Source organism: Pseudomonas sp. IT-P260 (assembly GCF_949768395.1).
GTDB classification, from domain to species: domain Bacteria; phylum Pseudomonadota; class Gammaproteobacteria; order Pseudomonadales; family Pseudomonadaceae; genus Aquipseudomonas; species Aquipseudomonas parakoreensis.
In genome coordinates, this window is sequence record NZ_CATKPO010000022.1 from 638,056 (window position 1) to 654,487 (window position 16,432).

At 61.5% G+C, this 16,432-nt stretch carries 15 protein-coding genes; 9 read left to right on the forward strand and 6 right to left on the reverse strand.

From position 1 onward, the window contains the following. Window positions 1–35 precede the first annotated feature (35 nt). Both ACM6HV_RS13745 and ACM6HV_RS13750 read right to left on the reverse strand, forming a co-directional pair. Window positions 36–881, reverse strand: a complete 846-nt coding sequence (locus ACM6HV_RS13745) for a sulfotransferase family protein (protein WP_047290731.1) — start codon at window positions 879–881, stop codon at window positions 36–38. Between the two features lie 138 nt (window positions 882–1,019). Further along, window positions 1,020–2,615 carry a glycosyltransferase family 39 protein gene (locus ACM6HV_RS13750; RefSeq protein ID WP_414904446.1) on the reverse strand — a complete coding sequence of 532 codons (1,596 nt, stop codon included), beginning with the start codon at window positions 2,613–2,615 and terminating at the stop codon, window positions 1,020–1,022. A gap of 242 nt (window positions 2,616–2,857) precedes the next feature. Between ACM6HV_RS13750 and ACM6HV_RS13755 the strand changes: the two genes are divergently transcribed. The 7 genes from ACM6HV_RS13755 (at window position 2,858) to ACM6HV_RS13785 (ending at window position 10,725) form a co-directional block, all read left to right on the forward strand. Beyond that, complete coding sequence (locus ACM6HV_RS13755) at window positions 2,858–3,445, forward strand: tail fiber protein (RefSeq protein WP_145595690.1); 588 nt, start codon at window positions 2,858–2,860, stop codon at window positions 3,443–3,445. A gap of 56 nt (window positions 3,446–3,501) precedes the next feature. Next, on the forward strand, window positions 3,502–3,813 hold the full coding sequence (locus ACM6HV_RS13760; protein ID WP_145595689.1) for a DUF6916 family protein: 312 nt from the start codon (window positions 3,502–3,504) through the stop codon (window positions 3,811–3,813). Window positions 3,814–4,013: 200 nt separating this feature from the next. Next, window positions 4,014–6,080, forward strand: coding sequence for a type VI secretion system tip protein VgrG (locus tag ACM6HV_RS13765; protein WP_145595688.1), 2,067 nt, complete (start codon window positions 4,014–4,016; stop codon window positions 6,078–6,080). After that, window positions 6,077–6,934 carry a DUF4123 domain-containing protein gene (locus ACM6HV_RS13770; protein WP_414904447.1) on the forward strand — a complete coding sequence of 286 codons (858 nt, stop codon included), beginning with the start codon at window positions 6,077–6,079 and terminating at the stop codon, window positions 6,932–6,934. Before ACM6HV_RS13765 ends, ACM6HV_RS13770 begins: the two co-directional genes overlap by 4 nt. Next, window positions 6,931–7,704: a hypothetical protein gene (locus tag ACM6HV_RS13775; RefSeq protein ID WP_414904448.1), complete on the forward strand. Its 774-nt coding sequence runs from the start codon at window positions 6,931–6,933 to the stop codon at window positions 7,702–7,704. The genes ACM6HV_RS13770 and ACM6HV_RS13775 overlap by 4 nt, the downstream gene beginning before the upstream one ends. 99 nt (window positions 7,705–7,803) lie before the next feature. Beyond that, complete coding sequence (locus ACM6HV_RS13780) at window positions 7,804–8,529, forward strand: hypothetical protein (protein ID WP_414904476.1); 726 nt, start codon at window positions 7,804–7,806, stop codon at window positions 8,527–8,529. 12 nt (window positions 8,530–8,541) lie between these two features. Then, window positions 8,542–10,725, forward strand: coding sequence for a lipase family protein (locus ACM6HV_RS13785; RefSeq protein WP_414904449.1), 2,184 nt, complete (start codon window positions 8,542–8,544; stop codon window positions 10,723–10,725). Window positions 10,726–10,845: 120 nt separating this feature from the next. Here ACM6HV_RS13785 and ACM6HV_RS13790 read toward each other — a convergent pair whose 3' ends face one another. From ACM6HV_RS13790 to ACM6HV_RS13805, 4 genes are read right to left on the reverse strand one after another with little or no spacing between them, the layout of a single operon-like run. Beyond that, window positions 10,846–11,343, reverse strand: a complete 498-nt coding sequence (locus ACM6HV_RS13790; RefSeq protein WP_414904450.1) for a GNAT family N-acetyltransferase — start codon at window positions 11,341–11,343, stop codon at window positions 10,846–10,848. Window positions 11,344–11,354: 11 nt separating this feature from the next. Next, window positions 11,355–13,451, reverse strand: coding sequence for a biotin/lipoyl-binding protein (locus ACM6HV_RS13795; RefSeq protein WP_414904451.1), 2,097 nt, complete (start codon window positions 13,449–13,451; stop codon window positions 11,355–11,357). Then, window positions 13,452–14,771: an efflux RND transporter periplasmic adaptor subunit gene (locus tag ACM6HV_RS13800; protein ID WP_414904452.1), complete on the reverse strand. Its 1,320-nt coding sequence runs from the start codon at window positions 14,769–14,771 to the stop codon at window positions 13,452–13,454. Further along, window positions 14,768–15,547 carry an efflux RND transporter periplasmic adaptor subunit gene (locus ACM6HV_RS13805; RefSeq protein ID WP_414904453.1) on the reverse strand — a complete coding sequence of 260 codons (780 nt, stop codon included), beginning with the start codon at window positions 15,545–15,547 and terminating at the stop codon, window positions 14,768–14,770. The genes ACM6HV_RS13800 and ACM6HV_RS13805 overlap by 4 nt, the downstream gene beginning before the upstream one ends. A 169-nt stretch (window positions 15,548–15,716) precedes the next feature. Here ACM6HV_RS13805 and ACM6HV_RS13810 point away from each other — a divergent pair, with 169 nt between their 5' ends. Together ACM6HV_RS13810 and ACM6HV_RS13815 are read left to right on the forward strand one after the other, a co-directional pair. Next, window positions 15,717–16,082: a type II toxin-antitoxin system RelE/ParE family toxin gene (locus tag ACM6HV_RS13810; protein WP_414904454.1), complete on the forward strand. Its 366-nt coding sequence runs from the start codon at window positions 15,717–15,719 to the stop codon at window positions 16,080–16,082. Beyond that, window positions 16,075–16,380, forward strand: coding sequence for an XRE family transcriptional regulator (locus tag ACM6HV_RS13815; RefSeq protein WP_098966556.1), 306 nt, complete (start codon window positions 16,075–16,077; stop codon window positions 16,378–16,380). The genes ACM6HV_RS13810 and ACM6HV_RS13815 overlap by 8 nt, the downstream gene beginning before the upstream one ends. The last annotated feature ends 52 nt before the right edge of the window (window positions 16,381–16,432 follow it).

Genomic DNA, 16,432 nt, shown 5'->3' on the forward strand with positions numbered 1-16,432 from the left:
GAACAGTTGTAAACGCATCAATGAAAACGCCGCGATCAACTGATCGCGGCGTCGGACTTCATACGAATCACATTGGCAGCGCTGGCTGAGCCATCGAGCCAAAAGGACAGATCGGCGTATTGCTTGAACAGGTCTGGCGGCAGAATCGTGCGCCGGGACTGCAGGGCAACCTTGGGTTTGACCTTGTGCAGCCCGGCCACACCCAGCGCCTGGTCGAACGCCGGCGCGTCATAGGCCAGGTGTTCGAAGTCGTGCTCGAACCAGGGTTCGCCAATGAAGTCGTAGACCAGCCGCAGCACCCGCTCCGGGGCCTGGGTCAACAAGTCGTAATCGACGATCAGCAGCGAATCGGCGTGCTCGCCGTAATAGGCTTCCTTGAGCGCCGCCCAGGCAAAACCGACCAGACGATTGCGCTGGGCCAGGGTTTCGCAGCGGCTGTAGACGGTGTTGCGCTCGACAGCATCGCCGAACAGCTTGGTGTTTTCATAAGGATTGGCGCGGTACAACCGTTCCAGGCTGTCCATCACCCAGGCGACGTTGCGCACGCAGGCAATGACTTTGGCTTTGGGGAACAGATCGCTGATGGCCGGCAGGCGCGAACTCCACTGCCGGTTGGTGTCGAACACCACCGGTTTGTCAGCCTTGTCGGCGTAGTAGGCATCGAACAGTCCGCGCAGCAGGCGGCGGCGCATGTCGGTGTCGATCACCGCGCCGAATTCGCTGCCGGCGCTGCATTGTTCAAGGACACCGGAGAACAGCGCGCCGACCGGGCTGGTCATGCCGGCATGAAAGCGCGGGTTCTGCAGAAGAATCGCAGAAAGCAGGGTGGAACCTGAGCGCGGCAAGCCGGAGATAAAGTGGAACTGCTGCAATCCCTTCACCCTACTTTGTAAGTCCTTTTGTCCGACGAGCGTAGTCCAACAATACCCTTTCGACTAGTAGTGTTTTGATATCAAAATAGAGCAAAGCGGACTATTAAAGCCCGTTTTAATCGCGAAAAAAATGGTGAAGCGTTTAAGTCATTTCTCCGTCGTCCCGTTATCAGTGGTCAACGAAAAAAGTCGCGCATTTGCGCCACCGGCATGGGTCTGATCACGCAGCTGCCAGGTCGTCGGCAAGGGGCGGAATGGATCAGGCACGTCCCCGTCCAGATCGCCGATCAACCAGACCCGGGCACCGCCCTTGGGCAGGTCATCGAGTCGGTCCAGGTAGACCTCCCCGGACACCAGGGTGCCGAAACCGTAGTGATTCGGACGCGTCGAACGACCATCGGCGGCGGGTGGGGTATACAGACGCACCTGAGCGTCAGTGCGGTTGTAGTAGACGTAACTGAGGTACCAGAGCATGTCGCTGGTGACGATCCGGTCACCGCTGACGAAATGCCGGTTGATGTAATCGACCATGACGTTGAACTGATCGTGCGGGTCGACCGTGGCGTTGGTGTTCCCCCCCACCAGCTCAACCCCGACCCATGACACCAGGATCGCCACCGCCAGCACACGAGCGCGGCGATACAACCGATCAATGGCCAGCGCCGCCAGCATCGGCAACCCCAGCGCATAGGCTGTCAGGTAACGCTCGATGAACACCGGGCTGATGAAGGACACCGCGAACACCAGCAACAACGGCATACCGGTGTAAAGCGCCAGCAAGACGCTGCCATGGTTCACGCTGCGGTCGCGGGCCACCGCCACGCCCGCCAGCGCCAGCAAGGCCAGCGGTACACCACAGAACAGCAGCAACGGCAGATGCTCGCCGTCGTCCTGGATCAACCAGAGCCAGATCATCGACGGCAGTGAGGACAGGGTCACCGGATCTTCCCAGCCCACATCGCCACCGACCTTGAGTTCTTCCATGTGTTGCGTCAGATCAAGCAGGTTCGGCAACCACGGCAGGTAGAGCACGACAATGCCCAGATTGGCCAGCCACCAGTCCTTGCGCTGGATATGCCGCAGGCGATAACCCGGCAGCAGGCGAATCAGCCCCAGATACACCCAATGGCTCAGCGCCGCCAGCACTGCGAAGTAGTGGGTGTACAACGCGGCGCTCATCAACAATGCATAGATCAGCAGATACCGCCGGCGCTGCGGGCGCCTGACCCAGCAGATCAGCGCCAGTGTAGAACCGATCAGGAGCAGGCCGAGCAGCGAGTACATGCGCACTTCCTGGCTGTAGCGCACCGCCGTCGGCAGCAACGCCAGCAGCACCCCGGCGATGATCGCGGCGCGGCGGGTGGCCAGGCGATCGACCAGGCAGACACCCAGCCCGACCGTGGCGATGCCGGCCAGAGCGCTGAGGCTGCGAATCGACAGGATGCCTTCACCGAACAACCCGATCCAGCCGTGCAGCAGCATGAAATACAGCGGCGGATGCACGTCAAACGCCGCGTGCTGCCAAATGCCGGTCAGCGAATAGCGCGCCAGCAGCAGGCTTGAGCCTTCGTCGCCCCAGATCGCGGCAGCGGTCAGGTCATAAAAACGCACCACCGTCGCCAACAACAGAATCGGTATCAGCCACTGCTGGCGAGCCCAGCGCCATAGACGCCGGACACCGGCATTCGGTGCGGCAAACGGGTCCTGGGTATCCCCCAGCGGAGTCTCGCGACGCGCTTCCATCAACCTTCCCTTACAGATTTACCGAGTCACAACCAGCATCACTCATTGCGCACACTGTAGGCCAGAGGCGAAGTCGACGCGCGGCCATGACGACGTCCGGCAAGTCCGCTGATCCGGGTCTACGCTACGGCGTGGCGTGACCTGCCCGCGCAAATGCAAGGCATCAGCACCGCCTGTGTGCCTGCCCTGCAAGCAAGGCTGACGCGCGGCGCGCCGACCACATAACAGAAGGATGAGGAACCATGGAAGTCTTTATGGGTACGATTCAACCGTTCGCCTTCAACTTCGCCCCCAGTGGCTGGGCCTTGTGCAACGGACAAATCCTGAGCATCTCGCAATACCAGGCATTGTTCGCCTTGCTGGGCACCTTCTACGGCGGCAACGGCACGACCAATTTTCAGTTGCCCAACCTGCAAGGTCGCGTACCCGTGGCACAGGGTAACGGACAGGGGCTGACGCCGCGTGTCATCGGTCAGGTGTATGGCACGGAAAACGTAACGGCTACGATCGCCAACATGCCCAACCACACCCACGCGATGACCGGCCTTTCCGCCAACACCGCCCTGCAACTGGCGGTGCCTGCAAGCAATCCGGCGACCGTGCCCACCGCGACCAATTCGTACATCGGCGCGTCCGGCGGCGGCCCTGGCTCGGCGAACATCTATTCCGATGCCCAAGGTGCCACACCGGTTCCCATCAAAGGCCTGACCACCACGGTCACCGGGGACATTTCCTCCACGGGCGGCAGTCAGCCGTTATCCATCGTCAACCCCTCTCTGGTCGTCAACTTCAGCGTTGCCCTGAACGGGCTGTTCCCTTCGCGCAACTGAACAAACGTCGGGGGCCTCACGGCCCCCGGTCGGTCTTTTTTCAACGGAGTCAGATCATGCTGCAAGCGGTTCAGATCCAACACGTCCAGCCGTTGCTCGGACAGCAAAGCACGCTGCACCTGCCTGATGGCACGGCATTGCCGATCCACATCGAATACCTCAACGAAGTCCCCGCCGCGAAAACCCGCTTCAGCAAGCGCATGCCCTTCTGCCTCGAATTCAACAGCCTGGTGCCGACCGGGTTCGTCGACGGCCTGTGCGCACTGGAGCTGCCGGAACTCGGGCGAGTGGAAGACATTTTCGTGTCACGAGTGCCAGCGATGGGGCGGGATCCGCAACTGGGTTACTTCTGCATGTCCTTCAACTGACCCGCCGGAATCCGCATCGACCAGTGTTTTTGTAACCGCAGTTTGGGAAGCGTCTGACATCATTTCTTCGGCGGCCTTGTTAGCGTTGCACGAAACCGGCTCCGAGACGTTTGTTGCGCGCCAGACCAGGGAAGATCGGCGTGCAAGCGTTGCATCGACGTCCAAGAGCCTGTGCCCCGTCACAGGACAAGGAATAAAGGATGTCGACCACCCGTGCCCGCTTCAACCTTTTGCTCAACGACGTTAAACACGACCTGCAGGTCCTCTCCTTCACCGGCCACGAATCGATCAGCCAGCCCTATGCGTTCGAAGTTGAACTGGTCAGCGAACGAGCGGCCCTGCGTCTTGAAAGCTTCATGCACCAACAGGCATTCCTCGCGTTCGACCTCGAAGGCCAGGGTATCCACGGCGTGGTCAATCGCATCGCCCGCGGCGATCGAGGCAAACGGCTGACGCGCTATAGCCTGACCCTGGTACCCCGTCTGGCGTATCTGCAACATCGCTGCAATCAGCGAATTTTCCAGCAGATGAGCGTGCCGCAAATCATCACTCGGATTCTTGCGGACAACGGCATTCACCGTGACCTGCACCGGTTTCATCTGGGGGCCGACTATCCGCCACGCGACTATTGCGTGCAGGCGGAGTCGGATCTGCACTTCATCCAGCGGCTGTGTCAGGAAGAAGGCATTCACTACCACTTCCAGCACAGTCGCGAAAAACACCTGCTGGTGCTGGGTGACGACCAGACAGTCTTTCCCAGGCTGGAGCGCTCCACACCCTATCGCCAGGACAACGGCATGGTTGCCCAGACACCAGCGATCAACGCCTTTGAGGTACGCATGGAAACCCGCCCCACGGCAACCGTGCGGCGTGATCACGACTTTCGCAAGACCCGCTTTCTGCTAGAGGCCACTCACCGCGCCGACAGTGACGCGGCCCGGCCGGCGCTTGAGGATTATCGCTACCCCGGGCGCTTCACCGACGGCGCGCGGGGCAAGCAATTGACCCGCCGCGCCCTGGAAAGTCATCGCGCCGACTACTTGCAGGCCCAGGGCCAAAGCGATCAGCCAGGCCTGGTGACGGGTCATTTCCTGGCGATCAGTGAGCATCCCTGCGAGGACACCAACGGGTTGTGGCTCCTGACCGAAGTCAATCATCGCGGCAAACAGCCCGCAGTGCTGGAGGAAACGCTGAGTGCGGTGAACACCGCGGCAGACGACGGTTTCGTTGAAGGCTACCGGAACGATTTCGTCGCCACGCCATGGGAGGTGATCTACCGCCCACTGCCATCGTTCGTGAAGCCGCGAATCTTCGGCAGCCAGACCGCCGTGGTGACCGGCCCCGTGGACGAAGAGATCCATTGCGATGCGTTCGGGCGGGTCAAGGTGCAGTTCTACTGGGACCGCGAAGGCAACCACGACGACCACAGCAGTTGCTGGCTGCGGCTGGCCTCCAACTGGGCCGGCAGCGCCCACGGCAGCTTGACGCTGCCCCGGGTCGGCATGGAGGTGCTGGTCAGTTTTCTCGACGGTGATCCCGATCACCCGGTGGTCAGCGGCTGCCTGATCAACAGCGCCAACCCGGCGCCCTATGAACTGCCGGAACACAAGACCCGCAGCGTGTTTCGCTCACGCAGTTCACCGGACAACGGCGGTTTCAACGAATTGCACGTGGAGGACCGCGCCGGTCGCGAACTGATTTACCTGCGCGCCCAGCGCGACCTCGAACACAAGGTGGAAAACGACAGCCGCCTGGACGTCGGCAACCAGCGCCACGAAACCATAAAGGGCCACAGCATCAGCATGTTGCAGGCCGAAGAACAGCGCACCGTGCACGGCGACCGCAAAACCCGGCTGTATGCCAGCGACCACTTGCACGTCAGCGGTGACAGCCATAGCCGGGTCGATCAACTGCAGGCGATCGAGGCCGGTCGGCAAATCCACCTCAACGCCGGCGATCATCTGGTGCTCAACGCCGGCAACAGCATCAGCCTCACGGTCGGTGGCGAACATCTGGTGATCGGTCACGGTGGCATTTTCAGCAGCAGTGCCATTCAGCTCGGCGGCAATCCCAAGGCGGTTGCGTCGGCGCGGGCCGCGATGCCCGACGGCGTCGACGACTTGGCGGCCCCATCTCCATTGCCCCCCGTGCTGGCGTCCACGCAACTCGCACTGCTGGCGCACAACAACGCCATGGGAGCGACTTTCTGCGCGCTTTGCGAAGCCTGCCGCGATGGCATCTGTCTGCCACGGGAGAACGTCGCATGAACGACGCATTTGCGCGCCGCTGGCTGAGCGGTCAATTCGCTTCAGGGCATGGCCTGTACCTGCTGCTGGACTCACAGCCGCCACAACGGGAAACCCGGCAGACGCTGCTGCAAACCAGCGACTTCGAGCACTACCGCATCCTCTACAAAGACACACCCGCCGCCGAACTGGCGGACTATGGGCCGTTTGTCTTCGCCCTGGAGCGGTACGACGACAAGCGCATCGCGCCGTTGCTCGCCAGTCCGGAGAGCAACTGGGGATGGCTGTTCAGCCTGCCGCAAACCTCCCTGTCCGCGTGGGTCGAACACTGGCAGCAACGGCTGATTATCGGCGCCCGTCCACATCAGGCGCTGTACCGTTTTCACGACAACCGCGTGCTGGCCCGGACACTGGCGCATCTGCCAACCGAAGACATTGCGGCCTACCTCGGCCCCGCCCTCAGCGTGTGTTACTGGCAGGACACGCAATGGGAAAGCTGCGACAACCCGGCGCCCGGGCGCTATCCACTGCCAGCGTCTCCACCGTGGCTGCAAACACCCGTGCCTGCGGAGCAAACCCGCGAGATTCGCCAGCTTAACGCTCATCGCTACCTGCTGGCCGAACACGAACAGGCCTACGCCGACCTCGCCCGCACACAGCCACCGCAAACCTGGCTGCGCGAACGTCTGGCGCAGGCAGATGAGTGGGGTTGGCAGACCCCGCAGCAGCTGGAGTTTCTGCTGATTCACAGCTTGCGAGCGCCGGCCGACGGCTTTGACGCGCAGTGGCAAGTGCGCCCGGGGGAAACGCCGCTGGAACACTTTGAACGGGTGAGCCATTGGGTGAAAACGATGGCTGGAGAGGCAACGCAGTGAAACGTTTTTTTCGACATGCCGGGTGGGTGGGCTGCATGGGATTGTTGACGGGTTGTGTGGCGAGTCCGCCCGACAGCTTCACCTTCACGGCTGATCTGCCGCCGGGGTTTGTTTATCAGGCTATCGCCACATACGAACCCGACACAGGTGAAACCTGCAGTGTTCCGGACGGCCGCAATACCGCCGTGGGGTACAACCTGCAGTGGCGTGAGAACTACGCGGCCGTTTCTGAAATAGCTATTCGCAGAACCGTGCGCGGTTGCCCGTTGGTGATCCGCAAAATCGATCTGGAGCTCTACTTTGCGTATGGCAAAGACCGCGGGGATTTCGCTTCAGACTATGCCGCCGTGGCCATACGCGGAGAACTTGAAGAAAAGTACAAAGGCACATTCGACAAAACCGGTGAAAGCCGCTTTTACGGCCAGTGTCAGTGGATGTTCCGCACCTCGGGCAAGCCACGCATCCTGCGAAAACTCCTCGACTGCAAAAAAACCGATGAGCTTGGCGTACTCAGTCGAGGTCGCCCTTTTGCCGCTTACACCCTCGACCAACTGCCGGGAAAAACGGTGCGGATGAAGATCGATTTGGACGCGGAAGAAAGGCCCGGTTGGGGGGACACCTGGGTCAAGGTACCCAACGGCTGGAAGCGCTGCATGGGCAAAGGCTTTGAAGACCAGCATGCTTACTGCAACGGTAATTACACCGATTTCAGCACCTTCCAGATGGTCGATGGGCGTATTTGCACCATCTATCCCGGCTGCAAGGAATAAGGAGTGTTCCACATGACGTCATTGGAAAAGGCATTGCACAGTTGCCTCACCGGGCCTCGCTGGCGATGCATCACGGCGCTGGGCGGCTGCTTTGCCCTGATGGCTGGCTGCAAGAGCAGTCCGCCCGACAGCTTCACCTTCACGGCTGATCTGCCGCCGGGATTTGTCTATCAGGCTATCGCCAAATACGAACCCGATGCAGGTGAAACCTGCAGCGTTCCAGACGGCCGCAATACCGCCGTGGGGTACAACCTGCAGTGGCGTGAGAACTATGTCGCCGTTTCTGAAATAGCCATTCGCAGAACCGTGCGCGGCTGCCCGCTGGTGATCCGCAAAATCGATCTGGAGCTCTACTTTGCGTATGGCAAAGACCGCGGGGATTTCGCTTCAGACTATGCCGCCGTCGCCATACGCGGGGAGCTGGAAGAGAAGTACAAGGGCACTTTCAACGAAACCGGTGAAAGCAACTTTTACGGCCAGTGTCAGTGGCTGTTCCGCACATCGGGCAAGCCACGCATCCTGCGAAAACTCCTCGACTGCAAAAAAACCGATGAGCTTGGCGCGCTCGCACAAGGTCGCCCTTTTGCCGCCTACACCCTTGACCAACTGCCGGGCAAAACCGTGCGGATGAAGATCGGGTTGGCGGAGGAGGAAAGGCCCGCCATCGGCAAGACCTGGGTCAAGGTCCCTAACGGCTGGAAGCGCTGCATGGGCGACAACTTCGAAGATCAGGATGCCTTCTGCTTCGGCAACTACACCGATTTCAGCACCTTCCAGATGGTCGATGGCCGCATCTGCACCATCTATCCCGGCTGCACGGAATAAGGAGTGTTCCACATGACGTCATTTGAAAAGGAACTGCAATCACCACTCAACAGCCGCATGCTGACCTGCCCGACGCAAGGCAACTGGAGCAGTTTTCAACTGGTCGATGAGTTTGGCTCGGGGCAAGCCTATGAGGGATTGGCCTATGTTGCGGTCGATTCGGAGGGACAAGCATTCAATGGATATCTGGATGCAAAAGGAATTGGCAGAGTCGACAGTTATTGCGCAGGTCCGATTGCCTTACGTTTCGAACAGGCTTATGAGGGGCAGGAGAAGGTCTACTTACGTGTAATGGAGCGGCCCCATTACCCCCTGAAAATCACCGAACTCCAGGTTCGCGCCGAGCAAACCCGTTACCGCAATCCCGGCGCCACCCGTAACCGCGAACAACCCATACCGGATGGAGACGTATACATACAGGTCGAGGTGCGCCACCTGGTCCGGCATGTCGCTCATCTGCCACCCGAGGTCTATCGCCACTACCCCGCCGACAGCGGCCTGGCCGCGATCATGGGCAAGCACGCAGAGGTCGGCGTCGCCCTGGCCTCGCGCAAGCACACGGTGCTGGAAGTTCGTGCGTTGCGGGCCTTGCGCCCGATGCTGTCGACAGCGCCGGAGTTCTGCGCACTCAACCTATATCAACTGGCATTGATGGCCACCCTGAGTTACTGCCCTTTTGGCCAGAAACCCGCCACCGCGCCGATCAAAGAGCCCCGGGTGGCCTTCCCGGAGCAACCCAGTGTGGGCAACTGGTTCGCCGATGCCCTGGCCAAGTCCGATGAGCTGTGGCGCGTCGATCCCGCGCAAAAGAATGCCTTTTACCCCTTGTACGAGGACGTGGCGTATTCGAGAAGGCTGGAAATCGTACCGTTCGATCCGGCGTTGTATGAGGTCAATGATCCAGCCCTGGGTGAGGATCAGGAGCATCCCGCGAAGATTCACTTTCTCGACGACAGGCACCTGGGGAAAGAAGCGACCGACACCCAGGCCTTTATCACCCACAACGACGAACTGATCCTGATTGCGGTGCGTGGCACTTTTGAGATCATCCCCGATGGGTTGCGCGATGCCGATGCACAGCAGGTTCCATTCGTTGAGGGCGTCGGCCAGGTACACCGAGGTTTTTATACGGCAGCACAGACCGCGTACGACTTTACGGTCAAATATCTTGAAAAATTCTACGCCGGCCAAAAACTGATCATCTGCGGCCACAGCCTCGGCGGTGCAATCACCCTGCTGCTCGCGGAAATGCTGCGCCGCAGGTCCGAAGCCTACAACATCCAGCTCTACACCTACGGCGCCCCCCGCGCCGGCGACACGGTCTTCACCCAGGCAGCCGCCTCGCTGGTGCATCACCGCATGGTCAACCACAACGACCCGGTGCCCAGCGTGCCGGGCAGCTGGATGAACACCAAGGCCGAGGTGTACGGGACTGGCGCGGCATTGATGTTTACCAACGTGCCGGTCGGGCTGTCGGTGTTCGTCGCGGGCATTACAAACTGGACGGGGGAAGCCTACGATCACCATGGCAGCCTGCATCACGCCATGCCGGTGGAGTTCGGGCGCCAGCAGACCTCTTCGATCCTGTGGCAGCCGGGCTGCGACACCATCACCCAGCACGCGGCGTGCACCCTCGCGTTGCAACAGAAAAACGGCCTGCCGGATCGTCCGGGATTGTTGCGGCAGATCTTCAATGCCGGGCATCACTCGATGGTCGGCGGCTATATCCCGGCGTGCTGGGCCGCCTTGCGCCGTTGGCAACAGGCGCATGAGGCGAATCGCACGCGGGTCACTGACAGCGAGTTTGAATGGGTGGAGCAAGCGCTGGTGCGCATTACCCGGCAATTGCGCGCCGCCCGCCAGGACCTGCTGGCCCGGCCAGCGGCCTACGTGCGCACCCAGGAGCGCACGATCGAGGCGATCAGCCACGAAGTCAGCCGCATCGAGACCAGCCATGCGCGCCTGAGCGCCCTGCGGCATAAACGGGTCAGCGCAACGGACGTTTATGGCCTGCTCGCCGAACAGCCGGAGCTGCTCGCCGAGTGCGTGCAACGCTGGCGTGCGCACCCGGAAAACCTCAAGCAAGAACAACTCGCGCAGGCCCCGGGCAACGCCAGCAACGATGCACTGCTGACGTCACTTTACGGGCATACGATCGGCGCGCCGCATACGCTCGATATCGACTCGATCATCTAGACGGCACATCACCCTTGTGCGAGCGAGCCTGCTCGCGAAAGCGCCGTATCAGCCAACAACGATGCTGGATGAACCACCGCCTTCGCGAACAGGCTCGCTCCCACAGGGTTTTGTGCAGGTCTAGCCGTGGGGATACCAGACGAGCCGCTGCGCCGCAGGATTGCTTTCCTCCACAGTAAAGCCCAACGCCAGATAGTGTTGCCGCGCGTGAGGGTTGTTGGCCCAGACCACCGTTGCCACCGGGCAGCGGACCTGCTGCGCGGCCTTTTGCACGCCTTGCAACACCGCGCGGCCGTAACCCTTGCCCCGCGCCTGAGGGATGAAGGCGATGTACAACACGCGGATTTCATTGGGGCCGAAGTCGGTGCTCAGCGCCCCGATGGCCGTGCCGAGTTTTTCCACGACGTAGTGCATGGCGTTGGGATGGTTTTCACCCACGCCCTGTTCCTGCACCTGAAATTGCTGGGCGACCACTTGCTGCACCACTTCCTGCTCGCCGTCGATCCATTGCAGATCCGGGCGCGCCGACTGATAGAGGCGGTGCAAAAATGGCTCGTCGGTGGCCCGCGAAGGTCGCACCACCAATCCGTCTGCCGCCACATCTGCGTTGCTCGCCATGTTCACGCTCCCTAAAAACCGCTTTCCCTGACCCCCAGCGCCGCCAGCCGACGCCAGGCCACGCCGAGTACCGACTCGCCGCTGCCCTGCAGCACCACCACACCGCGCAACGGCTGAACCGGTGTGGGCGGCTGATCCAGCGTAGTCAATCGCGCGCCATATTGCGCCTGTACAGGCTCGGCTCGTTGCTGTTGATCGCGGCGCACGGCAATCAGCCCGTGATGATCGGAGGTCAGCGCCTCCTGATCGACATAGGCCACGCCATTGGTATCGATTTCATCCAGCTTTACGGCGAGCGCCGGATGCATCGGATCATCGGCGATGAACCGCCCGGTCGCACTCGGTTTGACTCGCCACAACTCGGCTTCGGCGATATAGCCACGCAGGCGCGAACCGTCCTCGACCACCCGCGCCAGCGCATCCTTGCTCGACAGCCAGCGCCCCGGCGTCAGATTGGGCAGCAAATCACGCACAGTGCCGGCATGGGGCGCGCGCAGCAGCAGGCGTTCGCGCCGAGCGCTCAGGCCACGGTATTGCGCCACGGCTTCGGCGAGGCGTTGCTCGATGATACTGGCGTCGGCCGCGGTTTCACTGCGACCGGCCTGTCGGCGCATCAGCAATTGCTGGATCTGGATTTCCCGACGGACGATGGCCTGCTGCGAATCGAGGTCCGGCGATTCCAGTTCGATCAGTACATCGCCCTGAGCGACTGTCTGCCCGTCCGCGACCTTGACTGTTTTGACCCGTGCCGCCACCGGCGCATGCAACGCACTGGCCCGACCGCCCTCAAGCATCGTTGGCAGTTCGACCGCGCTGCGCCACGGCACGATCAGCACCAGCAACAGGCCGAGTACCGCCAGGCTGCTGACCAGCACACGCGGGCCATGCGCCTGTTCGCGGCGGCTCCACCACTGGCGCCACTCATTCATGATTGGCAGAAAGATGAACCACACCAGTTCCACCAGCATCAGGAAGATCCCCAACACTTTGAAAAACAGGTGATAGACCGCCAGCGCGATCCCGAAAAACAATGCCGCACGCCATAACCACGAGCCATACCCCCAGATCAGCAAACGCCGTTGCATCTTCGGCGACCAAGGCTCCGGCGCCGGAGCGCCATAGCCGAACAAACACTCACGCAGGCGCCAGCGACAGAAGGCAAAGGCCCGGCCCTGCAGGTTGTCGACCTCCCACAGATCGCTGAGCAAAAAGTAGCCATCGAAACGCATGAACGGGTTGAGATTGACCACCAGCGTGGTGATCCAGGTCGCACTGGCGAGCATGAACGCCGCCGTCCGGGCCGGGCCGTCGGGCAATAGCGACCAGACCAGCAACGCGATGCACGCCAGCAACAACTCCGCCAGCACCCCGCCGGCGCCGATCAGCAGCCGCGCACGCCGGTCGTTGACCCGCCAGGCGTCGCTGACGTCGGTGTAAAACATCGGCAGCAAGACCATGAACGCCACGCCCATGCTCTGCACCCGACAGCCGGCGCGCTTGGCCATGAATGCGTGGCCAAACTCGTGACAGAGCTTGGCGAAGAACAGCGCCACACCAAACGAGAGCGCCCCACCGAGGCTGAACAGGTGCGGAAAGGTGCCGACAAAGCGCTGCCAGTCCCGCGAAACCAGAAACACCCCGAGCGCCAGCGTTACCGGCAGACCGACGCGCAACAGTCGTGGTCCGAAGCGCTCCAGCCACGGCCACGCGCGATTGAGAAAAGCGTCCGGGCGCCACAATGGAATGCGAAAAAACAGATATTGGTGAAGCAGGATTTTCCACAGGCTCTGCCGTTGCGCGAGGGCCTTGAGCGAGTAACTGGCACGCTGCTGATCGTCGAGGGCGCTGATCAGGTCATGCCCGCGCAGAAATGTCAGCAGTTGCTCCAACTCGACACCGTCCAGCGGCAGGCCCGGTTCGCGGTTGGCGGCGCGCAGCACTTGCTCGGGATCGCCCAGCGACCAGTGGCGCAACAGACGCATCGCCGCCGCGCCGAGTTTGAAATACCGACCGCGCACCGGATCGGCCAGGGTCCAGCGCGGTGAACCGTCCAGTGCCGGCGCCGCGGGCGACAGTTGCAGGTCGGCACGCAGGCTCGGCAGATTCATTTACAGGCCCACGCTCTGGCGCAGACCGGCGAGCGGGCGACGCAGCAGGTACAAGGCCAGCGGCGCGCGGTCGCCGAATATCTTGGCCGTACCGCGCAGGCCGATGCGCGGCGGTGCCTCGGTAAAATTCGCATCCAGTCGATACGCCAGTTGGCCACCGGCGGTGGGCTGCGCTTCATAGGCCGAACGTTCAAGTCTGGCGGTGTGGCGTTGCAACGGATCGCTGTCGAGGAACAACGCAATATCGGCGCCCGGTTCCAGCGCAATCGCGTCGCCCACCGCCAGTTCGATGCGCAGTTCGGCCTGATTCGGGTCGGCGATTTCCATCAAGCGCTCGCCGGTCTGCACCGGTCTGCCGGTCAGGCGCTCGGCATCGGCGAACACTGCAATGCCGTCACGCTCGGCGCGCACTTCGCTACGCGCCAGCAACTCGCGGGCGTAATCGCGCTCGGCGCGTTTTTGCTCGGCACGGGCGGCGAGCAAATCGACCCTGGCACTGGATTCGGCATCGGCAAACGAACGTTGCGAGTTGGATTTCAGCTCTGCTTCCGCCACGCCCAAGGCACGCTCGGCCACATCAGCCTGGGCCTTGAGGGTGGTGCTTTCAAACCGCAGCAGCAGGTCGCCGGCTTTCACCGGTTGATTGGGCTTGACCAGAAACTCGGCGATCACCCCGTCCAGCGGCGCCGCCACCACGCGCCCGCCCTGCGGCACGACTTCCGCCGGCGCCAATACCGACTGGCGCACCGGTATCAACAACCCGAGCAACAGCACCGCCACCAGCGCCACCTGACGCTTGCGCGTCCAGCGCAACCGCCACGGTTTGCGCGGTTGCAGCGCCAGCCAGGCGTGACTGTAGGTATCGCCCAATTGCGACAGCAGCACTTGTTCGGAAGGGTTCCACGGCACGTCGCGGGCCAGCCACAAACCGCCGAACACCTCGCCCTCGCGGTCGATCAGTGGCAGCCAGAACACCTGAGCGGCAGACAGACTGCGCCAGTCAGCCTGAATCGCTTCGCCCACCTGCTCAGGCGTGATGACCCGCGCAATCTTCAATCCATCCTGCTTGAACAACTGCGCCACCGCCTGCTCGACGAATGCCACAAACGGTGCATTCGGCTCGACCGTACTGACGCCAGTCACCGCCTGTACCTTGCCAGCGATCAGTAATGCCGCATGGCGATACCCGAACAGCGCCTGGCCATCGTTGACCAGGCTATAGGCCAGTTGCGAGGCATCGCGAGCAGCGCGTGTCTGTCGTTCGAGATCCAGAAACCGCGCAAACACCTGTTCGGCGCCGCCGGCCACCGGGGCGTTCATTTAAGCTCCGCAAAATGCGCCGTGCCGCTCATGCCGGCGAGCAAGCCCTTGGCTTCGGGAAGTGTGGCCACCAGCAACAGGGTCTGACTGCCTTCGTCAATCCGCGCACCGAGTCGTTTGACCGTGGCGTCGATGGGCTGACCGGTCTCATCGGGAACGAAACTGAAGGTCTGGCCTGGCTTGAGTCTGGCCATCCAGCGTGAGGGCACCAGCAGGTGAATTTCCAAGGTACGGTTGTCGACCACATCGAGCAGTGGCGCGCCGGCCGGCACACTTTCGTAGCGTTGCACCTTGCGCTCGACCACTTGCCCGTCGAACGGCGCAACCACGCTGCAGCGTTTGACCTGAACCTGATAAACCTGAGATTGCGCCTGGGTCTCGCTGACCTTGGCCTCGGCCCGCGCCACTTCGAAACGCCCGACGGAATTGAGCGCCGCCAGTTGCCGGTTGTGCGCCAGCTCCTCACCGGCACCGCGGCTGGCGGCCTGGGCGGCATTGAGCTGCGCCTGATACGCCGAACAATCGAACTTCGCCAGCACATCGCCCTTCTTGAACGACTCGCCCTCGCTGAACGGCAACTCGACAATCCGCCCGGACAACTCACTGGCCAGCGTCGCCTGATCCCGAGCGCGCAACACACCCCGCGCCTCACTGCTCGCCGTGGCTGTCGCAGGCGCTGCGTTATCCAGCAGCGGATCGTCTGGCCCGGGCGTTTGCGCCTGAACTGCACACGTAATAAAGGTCAATCCGATAACCCAACCGCGCAAACGCTGCATAACCGCTACTCCCTGACGGATGAGCGGAGTCTACGACAGCGGGGAATAGCGTCAAGCGAAAGGCCATCACTGTGCCGTTACGCTTGCTGTAATCCGACCGAAGCGCTATGGTCAACCCATCGAAAATATGACTTTGATGGAATATTCCATAACACTCATATTAATGCCCATGAATTGGGATATCGAATACGCCGACGAGTTCGGCAACTGGTGGGAAGAACTGACTGAGAGCGAGCAGAGTTCTGTGGCGGCAAGCGTCAAACTGCTTGGGCAATTCGGGCCAGGCCTGCGTTTTCCGCATAGCAGTGCAATCAATGGCGCGCGGCATGGTCATTTACGGGAATTGCGCGTCCAGCATGGCGGGCGACCGTATCGCGTGCTCTATGCGTTTGATCCAAGACGCTGCGCGTTGCTTTTGATCGGTGGAGATAAAACCGGTCAGGACCGCTGGTATGAACTCAACGTCCCGCTCGCCGATCGACTGTACGATGAGCATCTCGAAACATTGCGCAAAGAGGGTTGCAACAATGGCTAAGAAATTCGCCGACCTCGAAGCACGCATGACACCCGAAGCACGGGCGCTTGCCGATTCGATCTACGAACAACACATCAAGGAAATGCCGCTTAACGAACTGCGACAAGCCAAGGCCTTGAGCCAGGCCACGCTGGCTGAAATGCTGCACGTCAACCAAGCGGCCATCTCGAAAATGGAGCGCCGTACCGATATGTACATCAGCACGCTGCGCAACTATATCCGGGCAATGGGTGGCGAACTTGAAATCATCGCGACCTTTCCCGACGGGCAAATCAAAATCGAAAATTTCGCAGGCTGAACAGCCATAACCCGCTTCAACCTGTGAATCTTCCACTGTGCAATAGCCGTAT